This is a genomic window from Ruania alba (genome assembly GCF_900105765.1).
GTDB classification, from domain to species: domain Bacteria; phylum Actinomycetota; class Actinomycetes; order Actinomycetales; family Beutenbergiaceae; genus Ruania; species Ruania alba.
This window is the reverse complement of sequence record NZ_FNTX01000001.1, coordinates 1365795-1391585: the sequence shown is the minus strand read 5'-3', so window position 1 is coordinate 1391585 and position 25791 is coordinate 1365795. Positions and strand designations below refer to the sequence as shown.

Here is a 25791-nt window from a genome sequence, read left to right as displayed (position 1 = left end):
GGTGTGCTCTCAGGTCTGTGCCCCCATCATGGCAGGTCCGCTGGCCCGCTCGGGCGGCCTACGCTCCCACGTCCGCGCAGGCGCGGACCGGTGGCTACTCGGCCCCGGTTGTCCCATCCACGGCGCGAGCCAGCTCAGCCAACCAGACGGTCGCTGTGGCGTCCGAGGGTGCGCGCCACTCCCCCCGCGGGGAGAGCGCGCCGCCTGCGGCGACCTTCGGCCCGTTCGGGATCGCCGTCCGTTTGAACTGGCTGAAGCCGAAGAACCGGCGGACGAACACCTCGAGCCAGCGCCGGATCTCGGCGATGTCGTAGCCGTACCGTGCGTCGGCCGGGAACCCCGGTGGCCATGCCCCTGCGTCCGGGTCCTTCCACGCGTGCTCGGCGAGAAAGGCGATCTTGCTCGGGGCGAAACCGTGCCGCAGCACGTAGAACAGCGTGAAGTCATGCAGCGAGTAGGGTCCGATCGTGTCCTCGGTGCTCTGCACCTCCTCATCCTCACCCGTGGGTACCAGCTCTGGCGTGATCCGGGTGTCGAGGACCGATTGCAGCACCTCACCGGTCTCCTCGGGAAACTGGCCGGAGGCGATCACCCATCGGACCAGGTGCTGGATCATCGTCTTCGGGACGCCGACGTTGACCGCGTAGTGCGACATCTGATCGCCCACACCGTAGGTACACCAGCCGAGGGCCATCTCCGACAGGTCCCCCGTTCCGACCACGATCCCGCCTCGTGCGTTGGCGAGCCGGAACAGGTAGTCCGTACGCAAGCCGGCCTGCACGTTCTCGAACGTGACGTCGTAGACCGGCTCGCCGGAGGCGAACGGGTGGCCGATCTTCTCGAGCATCTCGCGCGCGGCCGGGGTGATGTCGATCTCTTCGAACGTCACGCCCAGCGCACGCCCGAGCGCCCACGCGTTCGAGCGCGTGTGCTCGCTCGTGGCGAACCCGGGCAGGGTGAATCCGAGGATGTCGGTGCGGGGGCGGCCGAGCCGGTCCATCGCCCGCGCAGCCACGAGCAGGGCGTGCGTGGAATCGAGGCCGCCGGACACGCCGATCACCAACTGCGGCGAGCCGATCGCACGCATCCGTTGTTCCAGTGCGGCGACCTGGATGTTGAACGCCTCGTAACAGTCCTGCGCAAGGCGCGCCTCGTCGTCGGGCACGAACGGGAACCGGTCGACGCCCCGGCGCAGACCCAGGTCCCCGCTCGGGGGGTTCACCCGGAACCGCACGGTGCGGAACTCCTCGGTACGGCGAGCGTGCGTGCGGCGGTTGTCGTCGAAGGTGCCTTGCCGCAGACGTTCCTGACGGAGCAGGTCCAGGTCGACGTCCGCCACGGCCCGTTGCGGCTCGTCGGCAAACCGCTGCGTCTGCGCGAGAAGCCGACCCGCCTCGTAGATCATCGTCTGACCGTCCCAGGCGAGGTCGTTGCTGGACTCCCCCGCACCAGCCGCGGCGTACACGTACGCGGCGAGACACCGCGCTGAGGCCGAACGGCACAGCAGATGCCGATCCTCGGCCCGGCCGACGGTGATCGGACTTCCGGACAGGTTGGCCAGGACCGTGGCTCCGGCAAGGGCGGCCTCGGCGCTCGGCGGGATGGGAACCCACATGTCCTCGCACACCTCGGCATGCAGCACGAGCCCGGGCAGATCCTCGGCCTCGAACAGCAGGTCCGGCCCGAACGGCACCCGGTGCCCGTCGATCAGGCACTCGCTGCCACGCTGATCGTCGCCCGGGGCGAAGTGTCGGCGCTCGTAAAACTCGCGATAGGTCGGCAGCAACGACTTCGGAGCCACACCGAGCACCCGGCCGCGGTGAATCACGATCGCGGCGTTGTACAGCCTGTTGCGGTGCTGGATCGGCGCCCCCACCACGAGCACCGGCAGCAGGTGGGCGCTCTCAGCGACGAGCCTCCCCAGCGCGGCATCCGTAGCGCGCAGCAACGGGTCCGCGAGGAACAGGTCGTCGATGCTGTAGCCGGTCAGGCAGAGTTCGGCGAAGACCGCCACCGCGACGCCGTCGCCATCACAGGCACGCGCCTGGGCGAGCACGGCGTCGACGTTGTGCTCCGGGTCGGCCAGACGCAGGTCGATCGTGCACGTCGCCACACGGGCGAAGCCATGGCGGTACAGGGAGTGAAAGCCAGGGGCAAGCGTTCGGGCACTCATGGGCTCAGTCTGTCAGGCCCACGGGGATAGGCTGGCTGCATGGCACAGGTGAACGGTGAGTCGAGTTCGTCCACGCTCCCCCCGGTCGGTGGTGGCAAGCGGGTCCGGGTGCACCACCTGACGGCGGCCAAGGCGGCGGGTGAGCGCCTCACCATGCTGACGGCCTATGACGCCCCGACGGCGCGCATCTTCGATGCGGCCGGGATCGACATGCTGCTGGTGGGTGACTCTGTCGGGGACAACATGCTCGGCCACGAGAGCACCATCCCGGTGACGATGGAGGAACTGTTGCCCGCGGTTCGCGCAGTCTCGCGGTCGACCCAGCGAGCGATGGTGGTGGCCGATCTCCCCTTCGGTTCCTACGAGGCAGGTCCGCAGCAGGCGCTGGCCAGCGCCGTGCGCATGCTGAAGGAGGGTGGCGCTCAGGCCGTGAAGTTCGAGGGGGGCACCCGGGTCGCCGAGCATGTCCGCCTGATCACTGGCGCCGGCATTCCCGTCGTCGGGCACATCGGCTTCACCCCGCAGTCTGAGCACATGCTCGGCGGCAAGCGGGTGCAGGGCCGCGGTGACGACGCCGCCGGGCGGTTGTGCGAGGACGCGGTCGCCCTGCAGGAGGCCGGTGCTGTGGCGGTCGTCCTGGAGATGGTGCCGGCACCGGTCGCCGCACGTGCCTCCGAGGTCCTGCAGATCCCCACGATCGGTATCGGTGCAGGTCCCAGCTGCGACGGCCAGGTTCTGGTCTGGCTCGACATGGCCGGAATGGGCGACTGGTCACCGCGGTTCGCGAAACAGTTCGCCCAGATCGGCGCGCAACTGCACCAAGCGGCCTCGGACTACGCCGCCGAGGTGCGTGGCGGGGTCTTTCCCACGCAGGATCACTCCTACGCCGACTGACGACCGGCGCGCAGTCCCGTCACCTCAGCACGGGCCGCACGCGCCCGCCCGCTGACGCCGGGGCTCAGCGGTTCTCGTCCACCCAGGTGTGTACGCCGTCGAGAAGCGCGTCGGCATACCGTTGGCGACCTTCCTCGGTCTCCATCACGGCGGCTTCTTCGGGATTGCGCATCTCACCGAGCTCGAGCAGAACGGTCGGCCGACGGGCGAAGTTCAGGGTCGCGAGGTCGTCACGTTCGAGGACTGCATCCTCGTCCAGGTCGCTCTGGGCGAAACCGGCCGTGCCGAGCGCTTCGATCATGACGGTGGCGAGGTCCTGGCTCGGTTCCTGCTGGGAGTCCGAGAGCGGCGGCTCGGCGACGATCGCGAAGAAGCCCTGCTGCTCGCGGTCGGTCGAACCGTTCGCGTGCAGGGAGAGCATCAGGTCGACGTCATGATCCTCGGCGAAGGTACCGCGACGATCCACGCACGGCCCGACGCCCTCGTCGTCCTCGCGGGTGAGGAACACCACCGCGCCTTGGTCCCGGAGCTGCTCGGCCAGTCGGGTGGAGACGTCGAAGGTGAACGCATGCTCGGGGTACCCGGTCGCCGAGGTGGTACCGGCCGTGTTGCAGGCCTTCTCACCGCCACGTCCATCAGGCACACGCTCGTTGATCTCCTCCGGGTTCTGGCCATTGCCCCCGTTGTGACCTGGGTCGATCGCGATCCGCAGGCCGACCAGCGGTCGCGCCCCGATGCCGGCGCCGACCTGCTTGACGTCGTCCTCCTGCTCCGGTGCGGCACTGGCGGCCGGGGCCACCATGAGGAGTCCAGCCAGCGCGAGGGCAGGCACGCCCAGTAGACGGCGCACACTCGAGCGCATCGGTTCTCCTCGTCCTGGGCGGTTGATCACATCGTCGGTGGTGATTATTCGTGCTCGTCCGGATCGTCGTACCACTGCCTGTCCTCGGCCTCCCACGCCTCGTTGCGGGCGTGTGCTCGTTCAAGCGCTGAGGCCGCCTCCGTGGCGGTGGCGTATGGCCCGATCCGGTCGTGCCAGTCGCTCACGTAGCCGTGCTCGATCTCACCAGTTCTCAGATTGTAGTAGTACCCCTCGCTGGAGTCACCCCGATGCCTCACCGATACCACCGCCCTTCTCGCGATCTGATTATCCACGCGCGCCGATCGAGGCGCACTCCAGAGCACCCATAGACTGTTTCCCGGGCTGTGGACGCGTCGCCGCGACCACCGCTTCCTGCCCAGACCCTCCGGACGAAAGCACCGCCCATGAGCAAGGACACGCAGGCCGTCGCCGAGACCGACCCGGCACAGATCGGGTTCGGTATCGACATCGGCGGTTCCGGGATCAAGGGCGCTCCGGTGCACCTCAATTCGGGCGAGCTGATCACCAAGAAGTTCCGGATCCCCACCCCGGAGGAGTCCAGCCCGGAGGCTGTCGGAGAGGTGCTGGCGGCCGTGGTCGAGCACTTCGACCTGCCGGCCGATGCGCACATCGGCGTGACCTTTCCCGGCGTGATCAAGCACGGTGTGGCGCACACCGCCGCCAATGTGGACAAGCGTTGGATCGGTACCGATGTGGCCGAGGTGACCCGCCGGGCCACCGGGCATCGCGCCCATGTGGTCAATGACGCCGACGCCGCTGGTTATGCCGAGACGGTGTACGGCGCGGCGAAGGTGCAGCAGGGCAGCGTGCTGGTGCTCACCCTCGGCACGGGGATCGGTAGCGCGATGATCCACAACGGGGTGCTGGTGCCGAACTTCGAGCTCGGGCACCTCGAGATCGACGGCTATGACGCCGAGAAGCGTGCCGCATCCTCGGTCAAGGACAAGGAGGAGCTCACCTACCCCGAATGGGCGGAGCGACTGCAGCGGTATTTCTCCCACGTGGAGTTCCTCTTCTCCCCCGACCTGTTCGTGGTCGGAGGTGGCGTGTCGAAGGATCACGAGGAGTTCCTCCCACTGCTGGACCTGACGACGCCCATCGTTCCCGCCCAGCTGCGCAACAAGGCCGGGATCATCGGTGCCGCGGTGCTGGCGGCCCAGAACGCCTGAGATCTGCAGGAGTCGGAACTGCCAGGACGGAGAGTGGATGAGCCGGCCGGTACGCCGGGTTCTGTCCCGAGGCGTATGCCTCGGTGGCGGCCATCCATCTACGACGTACGTTGCCGCACGCCTCCAGCGACCTACCCGGAAGCTCGGGCGGGCTACCCTCGTGCGCTTCCTGTCTGGTCTTGCTCCGAGTGGGGTTTACCTAGCCGCACCGGTCACCCGGCACGCTGGTGGTCTCTTACACCACCCTTTCACCCTGACCGTCCGGCGGACCGGACGGCGGTCTACTTTCTGTGGCACTGTCCCGCGGGTCACCCCGGGTGGGTGTTACCCACCACTCTGCCCTGTGGAGCCCGGACGTTCCTCGGCACGAGTTGCCTCGTGACGCGGCCGCCTGGCCGACTCATCCACCCGTACTCTACCGCCCGTGAGGTTATCTGACCGTGCTCATCCTGCTGCCACCCTCTGAGGGCAAGACCGCTCCCGTCCGCGGCCGACCGGTGGACCTGGACCGCCTCACCCGCCCTGAACTACGCACAGCTCGTAGCGAGGTCCTCGACACACTCGCCGACGTGAGCAGCGCACCAAACGCCGTCAGGGCCCTGGGTGTGGGGACCTCGCTCACCGAAGAGGTGGCCCACAACACCCGGCTGCGCACTGCTCCGAGCGCGCCGGCCGCGCAGGTGTACACCGGTGTGCTGTACGAGGCCGCCGGGCTCGGCGCGCTTACCGGAGGGGCCCGTCGCCGGGCCAATGCCGATGTCCGGATCGTCTCGGCACTGTGGGGCGTCCTCTCCCCTGCCGACCGGATCCCCGCCTACCGGTTGTCGATGTCCACCCGGCTGCCCGGCTTGGGTTCGTTGCCGAACTACTGGGCCTCGACCCTGGGAGAACGTCTCGTCGACCGTGACCCGGGAGTGGTGATCGATTGTCGGTCCAGCGCCTACGTGCCAGCCTGGCGACCGCCGTCGGGAATGCCGTGGGTGACCATACGGGTGGTCCAGGAGATCGACGGCGTGCGCAGCGTGGTCTCCCACCACGCCAAACACACCCGAGGTGTCCTCACCCACCATCTACTGACCCGGCCGGGCGCTCCGCCGCGCACCACACGCGGGGTGCAGCGCGCGGCCGAGGAACTGATCGGGTCGACGTTGCAGCAGGTTGGCCTGGAACGCACGCCGGGCGCCGGACCGGACGTGCTGGAGCTCGTGGTCAGTCCCCCGGCAGGCCGCTGACGATCCGTTCGACGATTCGGTAGAGCGAAAAGACCACCGCGATCGCCACCGTGATGTGCACCAGGAACGCCAATGCGATCCCGGTGATGGTGCCGGCGAGAGCGAGCCTGCCCCAACTCAGGGAGAGCGCGGCGGGGATCACCACGGCAGCGGCCGCGCCTCGGGCGAGTTCGGCGCCGAAGGAGTGCTCCCCCATCCACGGAAGGACCGACCACAGGTCCAGCAGGTCGCCGGTGGCCACGATGCCGAGGATGGTGATCACGCTGATGAACGCGATCACCACCGCTCGGTGTGCCGCGCGGTGGGTTCCGGCGTTCCACTTGGTCGCGATGCTCACCGCTGCCCACATCAACCAGGAGCGCACCACCGGTGTGCCGGTGTCGCGCAGTGCCGCCCGGAAGATGCGATCCGCCTCCACCCGATCGACCGGTGGACCCAGGTAGTCCCCGGGAACCACCAGGGCGTCGTGCAGCACCGCCGCCGGGGTGTAGCGCCCGCTGCGCGGCACCAGCCACGTGAACATCCAGGGCACGGAGGCGAAGTCGGTACGGAAGGACGTCAGGTCGCCCGGCACCTGGAACGGTTCGGGATAGTCGTCGCTGCGGTAGCCGATCGGGCGCAGCAGCGAGAACTGCCGTCCGTCGATACTGCGCACCTCGAGGCGAGATGGACCATCGCTGGCCGGGTCGAAGAACTCGCCCACCTCATACCCCGCAGGGCAGCCCGGCAGCGAGCACCTGTGTGAAGCCATCGGGGTGGACCTGCAGCACGCTGGTGGAGGCGGGTGGCAGGCGGAACCTCCACCAGCCACCGGGCGGGGCCAGCAGGGCGCGTCCGAGCATGGATCTGATGCTCACCGCGTGCGCCACGACGAGTACGGTCCGCCCCGCATACTGAGCCCGAAGGTCGGTCAGGAGTTCCGTGGTGCGCTCACCCACGTCGGCGGTGGACTCCCCGCCGCCCGGTGCGGCGATCATGCCATCGGTGTGCCACACCTGGCGTTCACCCGGCCACCGGGCATCGATCTCGGCGGGGAGGAGGCCCTCCCAGTCGCCGAAGTCGCACTCGCGGGCGCGGGCATCGGTATCGACGCTCAGTCCAGTCGCCTCGGCCACGGCTGCTGCCGTCTCCTGGGTGCGCACCATGGGTGAGGCGATGAGCGCCGACGGCGCGGGGAGGTCTGGGTAGTGCGCCTGACCAACGCCCGCCACGAGTCGAGCAGCCCCGGCGACCTGTGCTTGCCCGAGCTCGGTCAGGGACGGCCCGGGCACCCCGGAACCGGAGTAGGCGCCGTGCGGGGTCAGCGGGGTCTCACCATGGCGCACCAGGACGGCGGTGAGAACCTCGGTCTGGCCGGCGGTCACGGCAGCCGGACGAGGATGTAGCCGTAGTCCTCGCTACGGATCACCTCGTCCTCGGCGGCGGCGGCGATGGCGGCCTTCTCGGTGAGGCTGAGGCTGAGTTGGACGCCCACGGTGGCCTCTCCCTGCAGGGCGACCGCCGCCAGTCCCCCGGACTGGGTGCGCACGCGCTCGTACAGCGCCATCAAGGTGGCGTCAATCCCCTCGGCGGCCACGGCACGCTTGTGCGTGACGTCAGCGATCTCGGCGTCCAGGTCGGCGAATGCGGTGTCGCGCTCGGACTCCACCCGGGTGGTGTCGGCCTCCAGGGCGTCAAGCTGCTCGTCGATGGCTGCTGCATCCCGCTCTGCTGCTTCCAGACGCTCCATCACCTCCAGCTCCACCTCCTCCAGGTCCGACTGACGCTTGGCGAGCGTCTCCAGCTCGTGGCTGAGCGCCTGCATGTCCTTGGCCGAGCCGGCCCCGGACTCCAGACGTTGCCGGTCGCGTGCCGCCCGGAGCTCCACCTGCTCGACATCGGCCTCCGCCTTGCGCAGCTCGCGGCGGATGTCGGAGACGAGGGTGTCGGTGGCGGTCTTGGCACGGCCGAGGTCTTCGGCGCGCCCGGTCAGTTCGGCGAGCGTGGTCAGGGTCGGGTGCGCTTTGCGCTGGTGGGCCAGCTGCGCGAGTCGCGTGTCGAGCGCCTGGACGTCAAGAAGTCGGCGCTGATCAGCGGCGGGGGCGGTAGTCACAGATTTCCTCCGGTGTCGGCTGTTCCCAGCCTAAGGGTCCACGGGTCGGTCACTCGGGTGCTGACGATGGTCTCCACCCGACCGTCGCAGTCGGTGTCCAGGGCTCGGGCAGCCATGGGTAGCCATGGCCACTCGGTGGCCCAGTGGGCGGCGTCGATCAGGAACGGTGCCGCCTCCTCGGCGCGGGCGTCCGACGCGCGGTGGTGGCGCAGGTCCGCGGTGACGTACACGTCGGCTCCCGACCGGTGCGCAGCATCGAGGTACGCATCGCCCGAACCGCCGCTGACCGCGATGGTCTCGACGATGGCACTGCTGTCCCCCGAGGCGCGGATGCCGTGAGCAGTGGCGGGCAGGGCGGCAGCCACCCGGGCTGCGAACTCACCGAAGGTGACCGGTTCCTCGAGCCGTCCGAGGCGACCGCTGCCCACAGACGACGACGGCGGGTGGGTGGCCAGGAATGAGAACGCAGGCTCTTCGTACGGGTGCGCCTGTCGAAGGGCTGCGGTGACTCGGTCCCGCAACCCTGGTGGAACCACCATCTCCAGGCGCCGTTCGGCCAGTCGTTCATGGGTGCCGACTGCCCCGATGGCCGGCGTTGCTCCGGGTCGTGGCGTGAACTCCCCGGTGCCCGTGACCGACCAGGCACAGCCGGTGTAGTCGCCGACGGCGCCGGCTCCTGCCGATGCCAACACTTCTGTGAGCGATTCGGCGTCGTCCTCGGGTACGTAGACGACGAGGACGTCGAGGTCACGACCGGGTGCGGGCACCAGCGGTCGGGTCTCGACCAGCTCCAGCGCATCGGCCAGGGCGTCGTTGACACCTCCGGCAGCGATATCGGCATTCGTGTGTGCCACGTACAGGGCGATGCCCTCACTGATCAGGGTGTGCACCACGCGCCCTTTCGCCGTCGTGGCGGCGACCGAGCTGACCGGTCGCAGCAACAGCGGGTGATGGGTCACGAGCAGGTCCGCCCCGGCCGCGGCCGCTTCGGCCACGACCTCTTCGGTGGGATCCACCGCGAATAGCACCCGTTGCACCGGCGCGCCCAGCTCACCGGTGACCAGCCCGACGGCGTCCCATGCCTCTGCGGTGGAGGGCGGGTAGCGACGCTCCAGCAGCTCGATCACGTCTCGCAGATGTAGCGGTGCTTCCATGTGCCGAACCTACCGCGCGGGGCCGTGCCAGGTTGAGCAGCGACGACTCAGTAGCGAGCAGGACGTCCGCACCTGCCAGTAGTCGTCGATCTCGAGGAGAGCCTCGGTCACCAGCGCTGGGCGTCGTACTCAGTCGTGCACCGTCCAGCACAGGCAGAACGGATGACCGGCCGGGTCGGTGTACACCTGGAACCGGTCCGGTTCGCCGGTGTCCTCCGCTCGTTGCAGAACCTCCGCACCGAGTTCCAAGACATGGGCGTGCGCTGTCGGGAGATCCTCCACCCACAGATCGAGGTGGATCTGCTGAGGCGGGGATCCGTCCGGCCATCGCGGCGGCACATGCTCGGGGGCCAGCTGAACTCCCACTCGTGGCACGCCGTCGACCATCACCATGTGCCAGTCATCGTCGACGTCCACCGTCCCGCCGAGGACGCCTGCCCAGAACGTGCTCTCGGCGTGCAGGTCGGCTGCGTCGAACACCACGACCTGATGCTTGATCTGGATCCCACTCATCGCCTGCCCCACCACCCGGTCGCTCAGAACGAACATCACGCTACTCCGGCGCAGAACACCTCGCACCGGCGCGATGAGGCGTGAACCAGGGCCACCACGTGGCATCTGAGCAACGACGCGGCATGGACGCCCGTCCGATGGGGGCCCCTCGGCGCACAACTCGACCGCTATCCGGCACTCCGGTTGCCGCGGTGGGATGTTCCTGCGTGTCGATTCTCACGGTCGAATGTCACACCTCGCTGGGAGGATTCGAGTATGAGGACACCTACCGATTGCGCACTCTCGGCCCCGGCTGGGACGTGGGTGGCAATGGTGCGGCCAGGCGTTCCTGTGTTGCGAATTGACCGATCCCACATCGACATTTCAGGGGCGTCTGGTCCATGTGCCGGTCAATGCGAGAGTTTTCCACAGGTGCCGATGCTGTCCGGCGCATTGTCGGTGCCTTCTGGGAGAATAAAGACATGACCTCGACAGCCACTGGTTCCGCATTCTCGGCCCCGGCCGGGAATGCGGTGCTGGCTGCCCTGCGGGAGAACGTCACCACGGCTCGGGCGGTCGATGTCGAGCGTGCTGAGCTGGTGATCGCCTGGGTGGGTGAGCGGGCGATCGACCCGGCCACCATGAATGGCACGGCTGGTGGGCCAGTGTTCGACCCGGACGAACACGCGGGCATGCCGGTTCCGGATGAGCACGCGGGCCTGCCGGGAACTGCGCAGCCGATGCGCCTGGCCGGGGATGGTGCCCCGTTGGTCTCGGATCTGGAGTTCACCCGGTTGGCGACTGCGTTGGGGCAGTCGAACGAAGCAGCCCTGGCCTATGTGGGTGTGGTGGTCGAGCTCGCCTACCGGCTACCCCAGTTATGGTCCCGGGTACGGGCCGGGCAGGTCAGCATCTACCGGGCCCGGGCAGTGACTCGGATGAGCAAGAGGCTCCCGTTCGCGGGTGCGGCGTGGGTGGATGCGCAGGTGGCGTGGACGATCGGGTCCTGCACGGTGGCGCAGATTGAGCGGACCGTGAGTGCGGCGATGGCCACGTTTGATCCCGAACAGGCCGCCAAGGACGAACAAGCAGCGTTGGAGGGGCGCCACTTCGACATCCGTCTCGATGAGGCAGGCACCACCGCGGGACCGGGACTGGGATTGGGTGTGGGGTCGGTGGTGCGGGTCGAGGGCGGCCTCGACCTCACCGACGCGTTGGATCTCGAGGCTGCGGTGTCCGACCAGGCCCGGGTGCTGGCAGGGTTCCTTCCCGGCACCAGCGAGGACGTGCGCCGCTCCATCGCCATCGGTGACCTCGCCCGCGGACACACCACACTGCCCATCCCCGACACCAGCACCAGCAGCGGCGACGCAGTGACGGGCCCGGACGGAGGTTCGACCGGGGGTGAGGCCCCGGCTGGCGGAACGACCGGCGGCACCGCCACGACCAGCCCCAGCATCGAGGGGGCGACTGGTGCTACTGGTGGGATGGGTCGGACCGTGATGCTCTACCTCCACCTGCCCGCCGACGCCCTCAACAACCACACCGGTCCAGGGGCGGACGGCGCCGGGAACGGCTCCGGGATCGTGGGCCGGTGCGAAAACACCAACTCACCGGTCACCAAAGAACAGATCCGTCAATGGTGTTCCACTGCCGGCCGAATACTGGTCCGTCCCGTCATCGATCTCGCCGGATTCACCTCCGCGTCCACGTATGAAGCCAGTCCGACACTGCGCGAACAGATCATTCTCCGCGACGGCCAGTGCCGGTTCCCCTACTGCAATCGCAGCGCACGTTCTGCCGATCAGGATCATAGTGTTCCCTACGACCGCGGCGGCCGAACCAGTTCGGTGAATATGGCCGCCTTGTGCCGCCGTCACCACCGGGCAAAAACCCACGCCGGGTGGTCATATTCCATGATCACCCCCGGCGTCTATCACTGGGCCGCACCCGATGGTGCGCATTACCTGGTCACGCCCACCGGCACCTACCCCATTCCCACCGCCGGCACCAGCGTGGGGGCGCGAAACGGGCGGAGCAGCCCTCGTGGCGGCAGTCCGCCCGAAAGCAGGCACGACCAGCCACGCAGCGAAACGGTCACGGATCCACCGCGCCTAAACTCGCCCGGCCACACCGACCCACCACCAGACTGACCACCCCGCCCCGAACCCCGCCGACACCACCCGTCGACGGGGCCACCGGCATGTCCGGATGCGCGCGCGGCGATCCACCGGCAGTCGACGTCGCTCCACCCGCCGATCGTGACGAGGCATCACCGAAGACGTTCATCGAACCACCGCAGCACGTGCGTAGGCGTCGCACCGGAACGACACTGGACCCGAATCTCCAATCGAGGCGCAAGGAGACGGTCACCATGGGCGAACTGCACGTGAACATGAACATCACGCTCGACGGGGTGATCCAAGCCAACGGTGGACCCACCGTGCAAGACGGAGACTTCCCCTACGCCGGATGGGAGCGCCCGTTCGGTGACCCGGAGTCGGGTGCCCAAGTGGTCGCCGATGTCCAGACATCCGATGCACTGTTGCTGGGCCGGATCACCTACGACATCTTCCGCGCGTACTGGCCCGGCAAGACCGACCCGATCGGCCAGGCCTTCGACCGGATTCCCAAGTACGTCGCCTCTCGCGGCACACCAGAACTGTCCTGGGCCACCAGCACACTGGTGGCCGATGTGGTGGCCCAGGTTCATGACCTACGCGAGCGGCATCAACAGATCCACACCTGGGGCAGCGCGAACCTGCTGCACACTCTGTGGGCCGAAGGCGTGGTCGACCAGGTGAACCTCTGGGTCTGCCCCATCGTGATCGGACGCGGAAAGAGGTTGTTCCCGGACGGCACGGCACCGACCCTGTTCGAGCTTGTCGAGCCACCGAAGGCGTATCCCGCTGGTGTCCTGCTGATGCGTTACCGGCGACTCCAGGATCTCAAACCCGTGGAGACGGGGCCCTGACCTGAGCGTCCTACTCTGGTCCGGACGCCTCACAATCGATCTCCTGAGGCCCTGCCGTGGCTGAAGAGCCGATGTGGGCGCTTAGTTCGCCGCTGGCCGTCATGGCCAGCGATGGAACCGGAAGGACCAGTGAATGAACGAGCCGCCGAGCGACGGTGAGGACGAGATCGTCGACTCCACCCCCGAGGTGATTCTCGATGTGGTGGAGAAGACGTTAGAGCGCCCGTTCTCCGATGACGGCGACGAGTGGCGCATCGATGGGATCGACGGTCAGTCCTTGCGGATGGCGCACGCAATCCCGTTGGGCGCCACCTCGGACCAAGCAGCCCTGGCCGCGCTGACCATGCCCCTCGCCGAGGCCGCGGACCGCCGGTGGGGACCGCGCCGCGACTTCGGTTGCTCCCCCTATCCCAGCGAGCTGCTGGAGAGCGACGGATACGACCCTCGAGCAGTACCGGCGCGGCTGGTGCAAGCCGTGGGGGCCGAACGAGCCCTGTGGTGGCGGACCGGGGCCTTCGCGATCCTCCTGGTCGATACCAGTGCGACAGCGCCCGCCGGTGCCGACGGCGCCGCTGCTCTGATAGTGCTGCCGTTGCCCTGCTTGGACGGGCCACCGGCTGATCTTGTCCGCTGGCGTCAGTTGCAACAGAGCGGAGGGGCGGCCCCTTGGCCCACTGGCTTCCGCATGCTGGATCGTGGTGAGGATCCTAAAGCACTTGGTGGCGACGTGCTGGTGGGCGCCGACGACGTTGAGGCAATGATCCGCCGTGAGGCGATTCTCCAGGTGGCCGACATGATCGACTGGGTCGCTGAACAGGATGGTCGGGCGTTCGGCTACTGGCTCGGCCCAGGAAGAACCCTGCGGGACGAGGCTCCCATCGTCACCTTCGCCGCGGACCGTGGTTTCGACGTGATCCCGGGACGTACCCTCTCCCAGGCATTGTGCGCCTGGTATGCCAAGGAGACCAGCCCCGACGCCGGATACGCGAGGCTGGCACTGGCCTGCCGCGACTTGGGGGTGGCCGTTCCCGCAGGCAGGCCCGGCCCACCGGCGCAGGCTGAGGGCCTGACGCCGCACGATCTGCTCGAGAAGGGCGAGGCGGCGCTCGGTACCGAGGACGTCTGGAAACGTGCGGCCGCGACGCCGCTGCTCGCGGACCTCCTCTCCCGCGAACGCGCCCGGGTGCTGCACGCGGTGTGGGAGATCGTCGCGACCCGCGATCCGGCCGTGCTCGAACCACTGGCTACCAGCCTGTCCGCGATCGACCGCGCCGCCTCACGCCTCGACCTCGGCGGTGCGCTGCACGCGAATGCCAGTTCGCTGGAGCACGCGCTGCAGCGCCTGCGGCTGTTCCGGGACGGCACCTGCCTGTGCGTCGCGTACACGCTGCGGCTGCCTTTCTACGATCCGGCCAAGGAGGCCGGTCGCGGGCACATCCGCATCGAGGGAGAGGTGCCGCGCAAGGACTGGGTGCCCGACCGCATCTGTGCGTGCACGGCCTGCGGTCGCCGATTCGAAGTGGAGCAGGGCGAGTACCACTACACGTGGTGGAAGTGGGTACCGCTGTCGGAGAGCGAGGAGACGGCCGCCTTGGAGGAGCTTCATCGGGTGATCCTCCGCGAGGGCCTGCCCACCCCGCTCATCCGCGACCGCGAGGGAAGGCTGCTGAACCGGGACTGGGTGAGGTACCAGAACGTGGACATGGTCGTGCTCCACTGGACCGAGAACGGGTGGGAGGTCTACCTCCAGGGCGAGCGGGGCACCGCCTACGAGGCCACCCGGCGATCTGTTGCCACCATGGCCGACGGCGTCACCCAGGTTCTCCAGGAGCTGCGGTTCCTTGCCAGGCTAGGCACGTAGTGCGCCTTCCCGTGCGCGGCGGTCGCCACTGGGAGCGCGCCGACGACGTTGCCTGAGTCCGCACTCCGATCGGTGGGCCCAGAGGGACTCGAACCCCCGACATCCGCGGTGTAAACGCGACGCTCTAACCAACTGAGCTATAGGCCCTGGCAAGGGGAAACAGTACCAAGCCGCGGGCCTACTCCCCCAACGTTGGTGCCGGCCACTGGCCACGCTCGACCAAGACGTCCCGCAGTACGTCCACCCGGTCCGAGACGATGGCGTCCACGCCCCGATCCAACAGCAACCGGATAGTCGCGGCATCGTCGATCGTCCACACGTGCACCTGCATGCCCTGCCGGTGCACACGCCGGATGAAGGCAGGGGTGACCATCTCTTTCCCACGCCAGCGCCGTGGCACCTGGACGGCGACGGCACCGTTACGCACCGCGGACCTGGAGAAGCCCATCAGCATCGCCGCCACTTCGAGGGGGGAGGCAGAGGTGGCGAACTCGGGAGCCAGGCGACGCACCTGCGCCAGTCGGGAGGTGCTGAACGAGGCCACCACGACCCGTTCGGCCATCCCGTGCCGGCGCACCGTGGTGATCGCGGGCTCCACCGCGTCGTCGGACTTCATATCCAGGTTCAGCCAGAGATGCCCGAACTCCTCCAACACCTCGTCCAGGGTCGGGATCGCGGCACCACCGGTGAGCGTCGCGGCACGCAGCTCCGCCGCCGTGAGGTCCGCCACCCGGCGGACATCGCCCGTGATCCGGCGCAGATCCTCATCGTGCACGATGAACGGCACTCCGTCACGGCTGGCACGGACGTCCGTCTCGATGTAGGTGTATCCCAGGTCGACAGCGTTCCTGATCGCAGCAAGGCTGTTCTCGATCCCAGCGTTGGCAGGCAGCCCGGCCCCACCTCGGTGAGCGAGCGCGAGCGGCCCTGCGGGGAGCCTCACCGCACGACCCCAGGCGCGCTCACGCCGCTCCCCGCCAACGACCGGATCGCCGTCAGGTACTCCTCGACGTCACGCGCCTGTCCGCGAGGGCTGCTGGTGGTCCACCGGACCACCCCCTCGGCGTCGACCAGCACGCTCAGCCGATCGGGCGCTCCATCACCGGCACCGAATGCACCGTACGAACGCGCGATCGCGCCGTGCGGCCAGAAGTCCGAGAGAAGATCGAACGGGAGATCCTCGGCCTCCGCCCAGGCGCGAAGCGTCATCATCGAGTCGCACGTGATCACCAGGACCCGCGCACCGCCTGCCGTGAGCTCAGCGTGCCTGTCCCGCAGAGCAGCGACCTCGTTGCCACAGACCCGGGTGAAGGCGAACGGGATGAAAACCAGCAGCACCGGCGCCCCACGCAGCTCCACCAGGGAAACAGTGGCGCCGTGGGTGTCGCGGGCCTGGAACGCCGGCGCTGTACGCCCGACGGCGGGACGTGCCTGTGCAGGCTCGCTCACCGGCCGCGCCCGCGGGTGGTGAGCCGGAACCCGGACCAGTTCTCCGCGGCCGAGATCGTGCTCGTCGAGTGCAGGCCCGCAGTCCGGGCAGCCTCGTCGACCTCCGGGGGGCGCACATGACCGTCGCGGCCCGGCTTCGGCGTGAACACCCAGATCAGGCCACCGTCTTCGAGCGTGGTGAGTGAGTCCGTCATCAGATCGGTGAGATCGTGCACATCTCCGTCGTCCTCGCGCCACCACAGCACGGCGGCGTCAGTGACGTCGTCGAACCCTTCGTCCACGAGCTCATGCCCCGTGGCAGCCTCCAGCTCCGCGCGCAGCTCCTCATCGACGTCGTCGTCGTAACCGAACTCTTGGATGATCTGCCCCTGCTTCACCCCGAACCGGGAACCGTCGCGGTTCTCGGTGCTCGCGGTCCCTGCCACGTCTGCCCTCTCCTTCGCTGTCCCCGCCCGAATGGCGGAGGTGTGGCACAACCGAACCGCACTTGCACGCCTGAGCGCAACCGCAACCGTCTGTGAGTCGCTCCGGTCCAGTCGACGGACCCGGTGTCGGGGATGTCACATCTGCCCCACAATGTTGAGACCACACCAAGGCGGGACAATAGGATCGTCAGCGCAGTCCCTTGCGGTGTCCACACACCGGCCAGGATGGATCGCCGAGCGCCGTAACCCGGTGCGGAGAGAAGAGAAGAGTCGTGACCTCACGCAACGAAGCCGGACCTCTGATCAATGGCCTGCTCAGCCAGGTACCGGACATCGACCCGGACGAGACCGGTGAATGGCTCGAGTCCCTCGACGGCCTGATCGAGGCCCGAGGTGGACCCCGCGCTCGCTACATCCTGCTGAACATGCTGAAGCGGGCACGCGAACGAGACGTGGCCGTTCCCTCCGCCATGACCACGCCGTACGTGAACACCATCGGTGTGCACGACGAGCCGTACTTCCCCGGCGATGAGGCGGTCGAGCGCCGTTACCGCTCCTACCTGCGGTGGAACTCCGCCGTCATGGTGACGCGTGCGCAGCGGCCGGGGATCGCCGTCGGCGGCCATATCTCCTCCTACGCCTCCGTGGCCACGCTGTACGAGGTGGGCCTGAACCACTTCTTCCGCGGCAAGGACCACCCGGGCGGCGGCGACCAGATCTACTTCCAGGGCCACGCGGCCCCCGGAATGTACGCCCGCGCCTACCTCGAGGGCCGCCTCACCGAGGACCAGCTGGACGCGTTCCGCCAGGAGCTCTCCCGCCCCGGCGGTGGCCTCCCCTCCTACCCGCACCCCCGCAACATGCCCGACTTCTGGGAGTTCCCGACAGTCTCGATGGGACTGGGGCCGGCCAGCGCGATCTACCAGGCGTGGGTCAACCGGTACATGCAGTTCCGTGGCATCAAGGACACCTCGCAGCAGCGCGTGTGGGCCTTCCTCGGCGACGGCGAGATGGACGAGCCCGAGTCCCGCGGCATGCTGCAGCTCGCTGCCCAGCAGAACCTGGACAATCTGACCTTCGTGGTGAACTGCAACCTGCAGCGCCTCGACGGGCCGGTGCGCGGCAACGGCAAGATCATCCAGGAGCTCGAGGGCTTCTTCCGCGGTGCCGGCTGGAACGTCATCAAGGTCGTCTGGGGCCGCGAATGGGACGCCCTGCTCGAGGCCGATAAGGATCGCGCTCTCGTGAACTTGATGAACAACACCCCGGACGGTGATTTCCAGACCTACCGGGCCGAGGACGGCGCCTTCATCCGCGAGCACTTCTTCGGGCGCGATCCGCGCACGAAGTCGCTCGTGTCGAACATGAGCGACGACGACATCTGGGCGATGAAGCGTGGCGGCCACGATTATCGCAAGCTCTTCGCCGCCTACAACGCCGCGGTGAACCACACGGGAGCGCCCACGGTGATCCTCGCGCACACCGTGAAGGGCTACGGTCTCGGCTCCTCGTTCGCGGGTCGCAACGCCACGCACCAGATGAAGAAGCTCAAGGAGAACGACCTCAAGGGCCTGCGCGACTCCTTGCGCCTGCCCATCACGGACGAGGCGATCGAGGCGGACCCGTACCTGCCGCCGTACTTCCACCCCGGCATGGACGCCCCGGAGATCGAGTACATGATGGACCGGCGCTCCAAGCTCGGCGGGTTCCTGCCCGAGCGCCGCTCCAAGTACACGCAGGTGACCCTCCCCGCGGACAAGGCCTACGAGCGCCTCGCCAAGGGCTCGGGGCAGCAGGAGGCCGCCACCACGATGGCTCTGGTCCAGCTGTTCAAGGAGCTGCTTCGTGACAAGGAGTTCGGTCACCGCATCGTGCCGATCATCCCGGACGAGGCCCGCACCTTCGGTCTGGACGCGATCTTCCCGAGCCTGAAGATCTTCAACACCAACGGCCAGAACTACCTCTCGGTCGACCGCGAGCTGCTGCTCAGTTACAAGGAGGACGAGTCCGGTGGTCTGCTGCACACCGGGATCAACGAGGCAGGGTCCGCGGCCGCGTTCCAGGCCGTGGGTACCTCCTACGCCACGCACGGCGAGCCGATGGTGCCGTTCTACTTCTACTACTCCATGTTCGGTTTCCAGCGCACCGGTGATCAGTTCTGGGCCGCTGGCGATCAACTCACCCGTGGGTTCCTGATCGGTGCCACCGCCGGCCGGACCACCCTGACCGGTGAGGGCCTGCAGCACGCCGACGGGCACTCCCCCGTCCTGGCCGCCACGAACACGGCCGTGGTGCAGTACGACCCGGCGTACGGGTACGAGATCCGCCACATCGTCAAGGACGGTCTGGAAAGGATGTATGGAACCGATGCCACGTCTGATTCTGGCCGCGACCCGAACGTCATGTACTACCTCACGGTGTACAACGAGCCGATGATCCAGCCGGCCGAGCCGGAGGACGTGGACGTCGATGGGATCCTGAAGGGCATCCACCGCCTGGAGGCCCCGTCCGACGGCGAAGGTCCGGTCGTCCAGTTGCTCGCCTCGGGTGTGGCCGTGCCGTGGGCGTTGGAGGCTCGCCAGATCCTCGCCGAGGACTGGGGCGTGCGTGCCGCCGTGTGGTCGGTCACCAGCTGGGGCGAGTTGCGCAAGGACGGCCTGGAAGCCGACCGGCAGGCGTTCGTCGACCCGAACGGTGAGCAGCGCGAGGCGTACGTGAGCGCCAAGCTGCGCGACGCCGGCGGCCCCTTCGTCGGGACCTCGGACTATGACTTCCAGGTGCCGGACCTGATCCGGGCCTGGGTCCCGGGCGACTACTGGACCCTCGGGGCCGACGGGTTCGGCTTCTCCGACACCCGTCCGGCGGTGCGGCGGCACTTCCTGATCGACACCCAGTCGATCGTCACCCGTGCCCTGCAGGCCCTCGCTGCGCGCGGCGAGGTGGACGCCTCCGCACCCGCGCAGGCGGTCGAGAAGTACCAACTGCTCGACGTCAACGCCGGCACCACCGGCACCGCGGGCGGGGACGCCTGAGGCACCTCAGCAGGACGGCGGGGCGCTCACCTTCGGGTGGGCGCCCCGCCGTCGTGGTGATCTTTGCCGCGTGTTAGTGGGCGGTCGAGTCGACATCGGCCTCGGCCGCCGCGACGAACGGCTCCAGCTCGGCCACGATGCGCGCGGTCGCCGACGACCTCCCACCGAGCTCGGCGAGATCGGTCAGGTGTCGGCGCGCCTCGCCGGACCGGCCGGCGTCGAGTGCCGCCTCGACGATCTGCCGACCTGCTTCGGGATCTTGTTCGGCCGGAGACCAGTGACCCACGCCAAGACCCAGTGCGTCGGCCGGCAGGTGCGCGGCGCGGAGCATTCTGATCCCCTCGATCAGTGCCTTGCCGTCCGTCTCACGCTCGCAGGCGGCGCCGAGGCGACGCATGGCCCCTTCCTTGTCGTCGTCGAGGGAGAGCCGCGCCAGTTCGATCAACGGGTACCATCCGTGCGGGCGGCCGGCGAGCTCTTCGGCCAGCGCCCAGTGTGCGGTGTCCTCCGCGCGCGTCGTCGGGACCGGTTCCGCCTCCGCGCTCAGCGGGTCGGGGTGTGCCACCTCTGCGGCGCGCCGACGCACGATCTCCGCCAGGCGGGTGAACGCCTGCACATCGTTGGGATCGTCGTCGAGGCGTGCACGCAACTCGGCCTCAGTGGCCGCATCCGGGGGCGGCGGAGCGCTCGTCGGGCGTTCCGTCACGGCAGGCGTGCTCGGTGTGGAACGCAGAGCGTGTCGAAGCCGGTTGAAGATGGACATGGCCCCAGAGTATCGCCAGGCACCCCTCCCCAGCCTGAGGAAGGACAGATCACGCTGCTGACCTGTCTCGCAAGGCATTTGTGGGAATCCCACAATCTCGCCGGTAGGCTCGGGGTGTGACCCGCGCTGCGAAAGACCCGGAGAGCACCGGAGAGATGATCCGGCGCCTCCGCGGTGGCACCGACCTGCTCACCGCGGCCGCTCTGCGCCGGCTGGACGCCGATCTGGCGTGGTACCGAGCACTGCCTGCCGAGGATCGTTCCTGGATCGGGTTGGTCGCTCAATCGGGTATCGCCAGCTTCATCGCCTGGTACGAGAACCCGGGCCGTGGTTCCTACAACGCCGCCGAGATCTTCCGCGCTGCACCCCCGGAGCTGACCCGCTCGATCTCCCTGCAGCACACCCTGCAACTGGTCCGGATCGTGGTGGAGATCGTCGAGGAGCACACCGAAGAGCTCGCTGCGCCCGGGCAGCACTCCACCCTGCGCGAGGCGGTGCTGCTGTACTCCCGCGAAGTGGCGTTCTCGGCGGCAGAGGTCTACGCACGGGCAGCCGAGAGTCGCGGTGCGTGGGACGCGCGCCTGGAGGCCCTGGTGGTCGACTCACTGCTGCGCGGCGACCCGGACGACTCCCTGCACTCGCGGGTCGCTGCTCTGGGCTGGGCAGGGCGGGGAAGCACGCTGGTGCTGGTGGGGACAGCCGACGGACCGATGGATGAGGTGGGCGCCGCCGATCTGCGACGAGCGGCCAGGCGCGCCGCCCAGGATGCTCTGGTGGGCATCCAGGGCAGTCGCCTGATCGTGGTGCTCGGCGGCGAAGGGAATCTGCGGGACAAGGCACGCGACCTGCTCGACAGGTTCGGGCCGGGCCCGGTGGTCATCGGTCCCGAGGTGCCCGAGCTCGCCGACGCCGGCCGATCTGCCCGTGCGGCACTGTCTGCCCTCGACGCGGTCCGGGCGTGGCCGTCCGCACCCCGCCCTGTCCACGCCGACGAGATCCTTCCCGAGCGCGTCCTCATCGGCGACTCCGACGCCCGGCGCACGTTGCTCACCGATGTCTACGGGCCGCTGCAACAGGTGGGCGGCCCACTGCTGCAGACGCTCAGTGTGTACCTCAACGAAGGCCGTTCGCTGGAGGCGACCGCGCGCCAGCTCTATGTGCACCCCAACACGGTGCGCTACCGTCTCCGCCGGATCGCCAGCGTGACCGGATGGGACCCGGTGGACCCCCGCGAGGGCTTCGTCCTGCAGATCGCGATCGCTGTCGGTCAGCTTGCGGACGGGGTCGCCCTCTGATCGGGGTCGTCACCGGCTCCCGCGCTTTTGTAGGATGCGCACAAACGCCCTTCATGAACCTGGTGCGATCCGTCGTGCCCAGAACCCCGACCACACCGGAAAGGTGAGTACGGTGATCGCACTCCTCAGCCCTGGTCAGGGCGCCCAGTCTCCCGGCATGCTCGCGCCGTGGCTCGAGCTCGATGGCGCTGCCGCATTCCTCGAACAGCTCTCCGAGGCTGCCGGCGTGGACCTGCACGCCCTGGGCACCACGGCCGACGCGGACACCATCAAGGACACTGCGGTAGCCCAGCCGCTGATCGTGGCCACCTCGTTGGTCAGTCTGCACGCCCTGGAGACACGCCTGAGCGACCGCGACCACGCTCCCGCCGATCGCACCGACTGGGTGGACGTGACCGCGGGTCACTCCGTCGGTGAGTTCGCTGCAGCGGCCGTGGCCGGCGTTCTCTCTCCCGCCGACGCGCTACGGCTGGTGGGCGTGCGCGGGTCGGCGATGGCCGAGGCCGCGGCACACGCGCCGACCGGGATGAGCGCCGTCGTCGGCGGTGTCCCGGACGAGGTCGAGGCCGCACTGACCGCGCACCACCTCGTGGGCGCGAACGTCAATGGCGGTGGTCAGGTGGTTGCCGCTGGACGCCTCGAGGACCTCCAGGCACTCGAGGCGGAGCCGCCGGCTCGAGCACGCGTGATTCCGCTGGCAGTCGCCGGGGCGTTCCACACCGAGCACATGGCTCCGGCGGTCGATCAGGTCCGGGCCGCCGCCGACGCGCTCGTCCCCACCGACCCTCGCGTCCGCCTGCTCAGCAACGCCGCCGGCAACACGGTCACCTCGGGCGCGGAAGCCCTGGACGGGCTCGTGGCACAGATCTCCTCCCCCGTGCGCTGGGACAAGTGCCAGGACGCCATGCTCGAGGCCGGCGTGCAGGCAGCCATCGAACTCGCCCCCGGAGGTGTGCTGGCCGGGCTCGCCCGCCGCAGCATGCGCGGTGTCGAGACCGTGGCACTGAAGTCTCCCGACGACCTCGACGCAGCCGTCGACCTGATCACCCGCAACCGCCGCAGTGCACCCGAGGAGTCCTGATGCCCACGCCCACGCTCTCCGTCCGACCCACGGTGGCCGGCAGCAGGCTCCTCTCCGTCGGCGGTGCCCGCGGTGAGAACCTGGTGCCGAACGACGACATCGTCGGTCCGATCAACTCCTCGGACGAGTGGATCCGCCAGCGCACCGGGATCAAGACCCGGGCACGCGCGAACCGGGAGACCTCCGTCAAGGAGCTCGCCGTGGCCGCGGCGACCGATGCCCTCGGCAAGTCCGGGCTCACCGGCGCGGACATCGGCGCGGTGATCGTCTCCACGGTCACGCACTTCGAGCAGACTCCCTCGTTGGCCGCCCTCGTCGCAGACGCCGTCGGAGCAACTCCGGCTGCCGCGTACGACATCTCCGCTGCCTGCGCCGGGTACTGCTACGGCATCGCTCAGGCAGACGCGATGGTTCGTGCAGGCACGGCCGAGCATGTGCTCGTCATCGGGGTGGAGAAGATGAGTGATTTCATCGATCCCACCGACCGGTCCATCTCGTTCCTGCTCGGCGACGGGGCCGGTGCGGCTGTGGTCGGCCCGTCCGACACGCCGGGTATCGCCCCCACGGTGTGGGGCAGTGACGGCGGCCAGGCCGGCGCGATCTACCAGACGCACTCCTGGCTCGACTACCGCCGGGCCGAGCTCGGCGAGCCGGTACCCACGGATACGCCCGAGCTGGCCGAGGAGGTCAGCCAGATCACCTCCCCGACGCTTCGCCAGCAGGGACCGACGGTGTTCAAGTGGGTCATCTCCACGATGCCCGGGGTCGCCCGGCGTGCGGTGGAAGCGGCCGGTCTGCAGCTGTCCGACATCGATGTGTTCATCCCGCACCAGGCGAACATGCGCATCACCGACCAGCTGCTCAAACTCATCGACTTCCGCGACGACGTCGTGGTGGGGCGGGACATCGCCGACACCGGCAACACCTCCGCTGCCTCGATCCCGCTGGCCACCGAGCGGCTCCTCCGTGAGGGGCAGGCGCACAGCGGTGACATCGCCCTCCAGATCGGATTCGGCGCCGGTCTGGTGTACGCCTCGCAGGTGGTGGTACTGCCGTGACCTCCCTGACACCCGCCCCTTCCCCGCGCGCCGTGTAGCGAGCCGCGGCCACAGTCGGGAACACTGGACCCGTTCCACAACGACACGACACACCACGAGAAACGGAGCAAGCATGGCGCACAGCAACGAGGAGATCCTCGCCGGCCTGGCAGAGATCGTGAACGAAGAGACCGGTCTGGCCACGGACGCCGTCCAGTCGGACAAGTCGTTCACCGACGATCTCGACATCGACTCGCTGTCGATGATGACCATCGTCACCCTCGCCGAGGAGAAGTTCGAGGTGCGGATCCCCGACGACGAGGTGAAGAACCTCGCCACCGTGGGCGACGCCGTCTCCTTCATCGCGCAGGCTCAGTCCTGACACATCCCCGTCGGTTCGCCGACGCAGCCGGGCGCGTCCCCTTCGAGTGACGCGCCCGGCGTCACCCTCCACTCGACGTCCTTCCTCAGGAGAACTCACATGACGGACCAGCCGAACGTCGTCGTCACCGGTCTCGGGACCACCAACCCGCTCGGTGGCGATGTCGAGAGCACGTGGGCCGGCGCCCTCGCGGGCCGGTCCGGTGTACGCACCCTCGAGCAGGACTGGGTGGCCAGGTACGAGCTGCCGGTGACCTTCGCGGGCCAGCTCGCGGTGCCGCCGGAAGATGTCCTGCCCCGGCCCGAGATGCGCCGGATGGACCCCAGCGCCCAGTTCGCGATGATCGCCGCACGCGAGGCCTGGTCCGACGCCGGCAGCCCCGACCTGCCCGGTGAACGTCTCGGCACCGTGATCGCCTCCGGTATCGGTGGCGTCACCACCCTCGTGAACGCCTGGGACACCATCAAGGAGAAGGGCGCCCGACGGGTACTCCCCTTGACTGTCCCGATGCTCATGCCGAACTCCCCCGCTGCCTACGTCTCGATCGAGGTCGGCGCCAAGGCGGGCTCTCACACTCCCGTATCGGCTTGTGCCTCCGGTGCCGAGGCGATCGGCTACGCGCTGGAGATGATCCGCACCGGACGTGCCGACATGGTGGTGGCCGGCGGCACCGAGGCGGCCACGCACCCGTTGCCGATCGCCTCGTTCGCCAAGATGCAGGCCCTGTCCACCCGCAACGACGATCCAGCGGGTGCATCCCGGCCCTACGACGTCAACCGCGACGGTTTCGTGCTCGGTGAGGGAGCCGCGGTCGTGGTGCTGGAGCGGGAGGACCATGCCATCGCCCGCGGCGCCACCATCTACGCCCGGATCGCCGGCGTCGGGATGACGTCGGACGCCTACGACGTCGCTCCTCCCGACCCCTCCGGTGCCGGTCAGTCCCGTGCGCTGCAGCTCGCCCTGGAGAACGCCGGGATCAACGCCGCCGATCTGGTGCACGTGAACGCCCACGCGACCTCCACCCCCGCCGGCGACGGCGTCGAGGCCGCTGCAATCCGGAGCACCCTCGGTGACGATGCCGACCACATCGCCGTCTCGGCCACCAAGTCCATGACCGGTCACCTGCTCGGTGGCGCCGGCGCCCTGGAGTCGCTGCTGACGATCCTCGCCGTGCGGGACCACCAGGCCCCGCCCACGATCAACGTCAGCGAACCGGAGCCCGGCCTACCGATCGATCTGGTCCGCGACACCCCGCGCGATCTCCCGTCCGGGCAGATCGCCGCAGTGAACAACGCGTTCGGGTTCGGTGGGCACAACGTCGCCCTGGTCGTCACCAGCGCCTGAGCAACCACGCACGACGGCGGCCGGTCACCTTGTCCAGGTGACCGGCCGCCGTCGTGTGG

General features: G+C 68.7%; 24 protein-coding genes, 1 tRNA gene and 1 other RNA gene. 12 read left to right on the top strand and 14 right to left on the bottom strand.

From position 1 onward, the window contains the following. Window positions 1-94 precede the first annotated feature (94 nt). Window positions 95-2173 (bottom strand): NAD(+) synthase, encoded by a 2079-nt coding sequence (locus BLU77_RS06430; RefSeq protein WP_089772190.1) that lies wholly within the window; start codon window positions 2171-2173, stop codon window positions 95-97. A gap of 39 nt (window positions 2174-2212) precedes the next feature. On the opposite strand from BLU77_RS06430, the gene panB reads away from it, so the two are divergent. Then, the gene (panB, locus tag BLU77_RS06425; RefSeq protein WP_089772189.1) at window positions 2213-3067 is read left to right on the top strand and encodes a 3-methyl-2-oxobutanoate hydroxymethyltransferase; all 855 of its coding nucleotides are present in this window, start codon (window positions 2213-2215) and stop codon (window positions 3065-3067) included. A gap of 64 nt (window positions 3068-3131) precedes the next feature. Here panB and BLU77_RS06420 read toward each other — a convergent pair whose 3' ends face one another. Further along, window positions 3132-3929 carry an N-acetylmuramoyl-L-alanine amidase gene (locus BLU77_RS06420; protein ID WP_089772188.1) on the bottom strand — a complete coding sequence of 266 codons (798 nt, stop codon included), beginning with the start codon at window positions 3927-3929 and terminating at the stop codon, window positions 3132-3134. Window positions 3930-3973: 44 nt separating this feature from the next. Continuing rightward, the gene (locus BLU77_RS06415) at window positions 3974-4186 is read right to left on the bottom strand and encodes a hypothetical protein (protein WP_089773027.1); all 213 of its coding nucleotides are present in this window, start codon (window positions 4184-4186) and stop codon (window positions 3974-3976) included. A 147-nt stretch (window positions 4187-4333) separates the two neighbouring features. On the opposite strand from BLU77_RS06415, the gene ppgK reads away from it, so the two are divergent. Then, window positions 4334-5119: a polyphosphate--glucose phosphotransferase gene (gene ppgK, locus BLU77_RS06410; protein ID WP_089772187.1), complete on the top strand. Its 786-nt coding sequence runs from the start codon at window positions 4334-4336 to the stop codon at window positions 5117-5119. Window positions 5120-5153: 34 nt separating this feature from the next. Here the strand turns inward: ppgK and rnpB are convergent. Then, an RNA gene (gene rnpB / locus BLU77_RS06405) (RNase P RNA component class A) lies at window positions 5154-5522 on the bottom strand. A 37-nt stretch (window positions 5523-5559) separates the two neighbouring features. Here rnpB and BLU77_RS06400 point away from each other — a divergent pair. Further along, the gene (locus BLU77_RS06400; RefSeq protein WP_089772186.1) at window positions 5560-6351 is read left to right on the top strand and encodes a YaaA family protein; all 792 of its coding nucleotides are present in this window, start codon (window positions 5560-5562) and stop codon (window positions 6349-6351) included. Here the strand turns inward: BLU77_RS06400 and BLU77_RS06395 are convergent. The 5 genes from BLU77_RS06395 to BLU77_RS06375 all read right to left on the bottom strand — a co-directional run bounded on the left by BLU77_RS06395 (window position 6329) and on the right by BLU77_RS06375 (window position 10146). Next, window positions 6329-7102 (bottom strand): DUF1353 domain-containing protein, encoded by a 774-nt coding sequence (locus tag BLU77_RS06395; protein WP_089772185.1) that lies wholly within the window; start codon window positions 7100-7102, stop codon window positions 6329-6331. The genes BLU77_RS06400 and BLU77_RS06395 overlap by 23 nt on opposite strands. Continuing rightward, the gene (locus BLU77_RS06390; RefSeq protein WP_089772184.1) at window positions 7056-7715 is read right to left on the bottom strand and encodes a histidine phosphatase family protein; all 660 of its coding nucleotides are present in this window, start codon (window positions 7713-7715) and stop codon (window positions 7056-7058) included. The genes BLU77_RS06395 and BLU77_RS06390 overlap by 47 nt, the downstream gene beginning before the upstream one ends. Further along, window positions 7712-8443: a zinc ribbon domain-containing protein gene (locus tag BLU77_RS06385; RefSeq protein ID WP_089772183.1), complete on the bottom strand. Its 732-nt coding sequence runs from the start codon at window positions 8441-8443 to the stop codon at window positions 7712-7714. The genes BLU77_RS06390 and BLU77_RS06385 overlap by 4 nt, the downstream gene beginning before the upstream one ends. Further along, on the bottom strand, window positions 8440-9597 hold the full coding sequence (locus BLU77_RS06380) for a Nif3-like dinuclear metal center hexameric protein (RefSeq protein WP_089772182.1): 1158 nt from the start codon (window positions 9595-9597) through the stop codon (window positions 8440-8442). Before BLU77_RS06380 ends, BLU77_RS06385 begins: the two co-directional genes overlap by 4 nt. A gap of 129 nt (window positions 9598-9726) precedes the next feature. Beyond that, window positions 9727-10146, bottom strand: a complete 420-nt coding sequence (locus BLU77_RS06375) for a VOC family protein (protein ID WP_245708695.1) — start codon at window positions 10144-10146, stop codon at window positions 9727-9729. Between the two features lie 425 nt (window positions 10147-10571). Between BLU77_RS06375 and BLU77_RS06370 the strand changes: the two genes are divergently transcribed. The 3 genes from BLU77_RS06370 to BLU77_RS06360 all read left to right on the top strand — a co-directional run bounded on the left by BLU77_RS06370 (window position 10572) and on the right by BLU77_RS06360 (window position 14924). Beyond that, complete coding sequence (locus BLU77_RS06370; RefSeq protein ID WP_089772181.1) at window positions 10572-12242, top strand: HNH endonuclease; 1671 nt, start codon at window positions 10572-10574, stop codon at window positions 12240-12242. A 221-nt stretch (window positions 12243-12463) separates the two neighbouring features. Beyond that, entirely contained in the window at window positions 12464-13063 is a 600-nt protein-coding gene (locus tag BLU77_RS06365) for a dihydrofolate reductase family protein (protein ID WP_089772180.1), read from the top strand. A gap of 133 nt (window positions 13064-13196) precedes the next feature. Next, window positions 13197-14924: a hypothetical protein gene (locus BLU77_RS06360; RefSeq protein ID WP_089772179.1), complete on the top strand. Its 1728-nt coding sequence runs from the start codon at window positions 13197-13199 to the stop codon at window positions 14922-14924. A gap of 73 nt (window positions 14925-14997) precedes the next feature. Here BLU77_RS06360 and BLU77_RS06355 read toward each other — a convergent pair. The 4 genes from BLU77_RS06355 to BLU77_RS06340 all read right to left on the bottom strand — a co-directional run bounded on the left by BLU77_RS06355 (window position 14998) and on the right by BLU77_RS06340 (window position 16798). Further along, window positions 14998-15071 (bottom strand) — tRNA-Val (locus tag BLU77_RS06355). Between the two features lie 31 nt (window positions 15072-15102). Continuing rightward, on the bottom strand, window positions 15103-15867 hold the full coding sequence (locus BLU77_RS06350; protein WP_089772178.1) for a glycerophosphodiester phosphodiesterase family protein: 765 nt from the start codon (window positions 15865-15867) through the stop codon (window positions 15103-15105). Beyond that, window positions 15864-16373 carry a redoxin domain-containing protein gene (locus BLU77_RS06345; RefSeq protein ID WP_089772177.1) on the bottom strand — a complete coding sequence of 170 codons (510 nt, stop codon included), beginning with the start codon at window positions 16371-16373 and terminating at the stop codon, window positions 15864-15866. Before BLU77_RS06345 ends, BLU77_RS06350 begins: the two co-directional genes overlap by 4 nt. Then, window positions 16370-16798, bottom strand: a complete 429-nt coding sequence (locus BLU77_RS06340) for a DUF3052 domain-containing protein (protein WP_089772176.1) — start codon at window positions 16796-16798, stop codon at window positions 16370-16372. Before BLU77_RS06340 ends, BLU77_RS06345 begins: the two co-directional genes overlap by 4 nt. A gap of 272 nt (window positions 16799-17070) precedes the next feature. Between BLU77_RS06340 and aceE the strand changes: the two genes are divergently transcribed. Continuing rightward, window positions 17071-19830, top strand: a complete 2760-nt coding sequence (gene aceE, locus BLU77_RS06335) for a pyruvate dehydrogenase (acetyl-transferring), homodimeric type (RefSeq protein ID WP_089772175.1) — start codon at window positions 17071-17073, stop codon at window positions 19828-19830. Window positions 19831-19903: 73 nt separating this feature from the next. Here the strand turns inward: aceE and BLU77_RS06330 are convergent, their stop codons facing one another. Continuing rightward, a complete protein-coding gene (locus tag BLU77_RS06330; RefSeq protein ID WP_089772174.1) occupies window positions 19904-20593 on the bottom strand; it encodes a hypothetical protein in 690 nt (229 codons plus the stop codon). A gap of 155 nt (window positions 20594-20748) precedes the next feature. On the opposite strand from BLU77_RS06330, the gene BLU77_RS06325 reads away from it, so the two are divergent. The 5 genes from BLU77_RS06325 to BLU77_RS06305 all read left to right on the top strand — a co-directional run bounded on the left by BLU77_RS06325 (window position 20749) and on the right by BLU77_RS06305 (window position 25732). Beyond that, a complete protein-coding gene (locus tag BLU77_RS06325) occupies window positions 20749-21888 on the top strand; it encodes a PucR family transcriptional regulator (RefSeq protein WP_089772173.1) in 1140 nt (379 codons plus the stop codon). 112 nt (window positions 21889-22000) lie between these two features. After that, the gene (locus BLU77_RS06320; protein ID WP_089772172.1) at window positions 22001-22969 is read left to right on the top strand and encodes an ACP S-malonyltransferase; all 969 of its coding nucleotides are present in this window, start codon (window positions 22001-22003) and stop codon (window positions 22967-22969) included. Further along, window positions 22969-24027, top strand: a complete 1059-nt coding sequence (locus BLU77_RS06315; protein WP_089772171.1) for a beta-ketoacyl-ACP synthase III — start codon at window positions 22969-22971, stop codon at window positions 24025-24027. Before BLU77_RS06320 ends, BLU77_RS06315 begins: the two co-directional genes overlap by 1 nt. Before the next feature lie 112 nt (window positions 24028-24139). Beyond that, window positions 24140-24388, top strand: a complete 249-nt coding sequence (locus BLU77_RS06310; RefSeq protein ID WP_089772170.1) for an acyl carrier protein — start codon at window positions 24140-24142, stop codon at window positions 24386-24388. A gap of 99 nt (window positions 24389-24487) precedes the next feature. Then, window positions 24488-25732 carry a beta-ketoacyl-[acyl-carrier-protein] synthase family protein gene (locus BLU77_RS06305; RefSeq protein WP_089772169.1) on the top strand — a complete coding sequence of 415 codons (1245 nt, stop codon included), beginning with the start codon at window positions 24488-24490 and terminating at the stop codon, window positions 25730-25732. Window positions 25733-25791 lie beyond the last annotated feature (59 nt).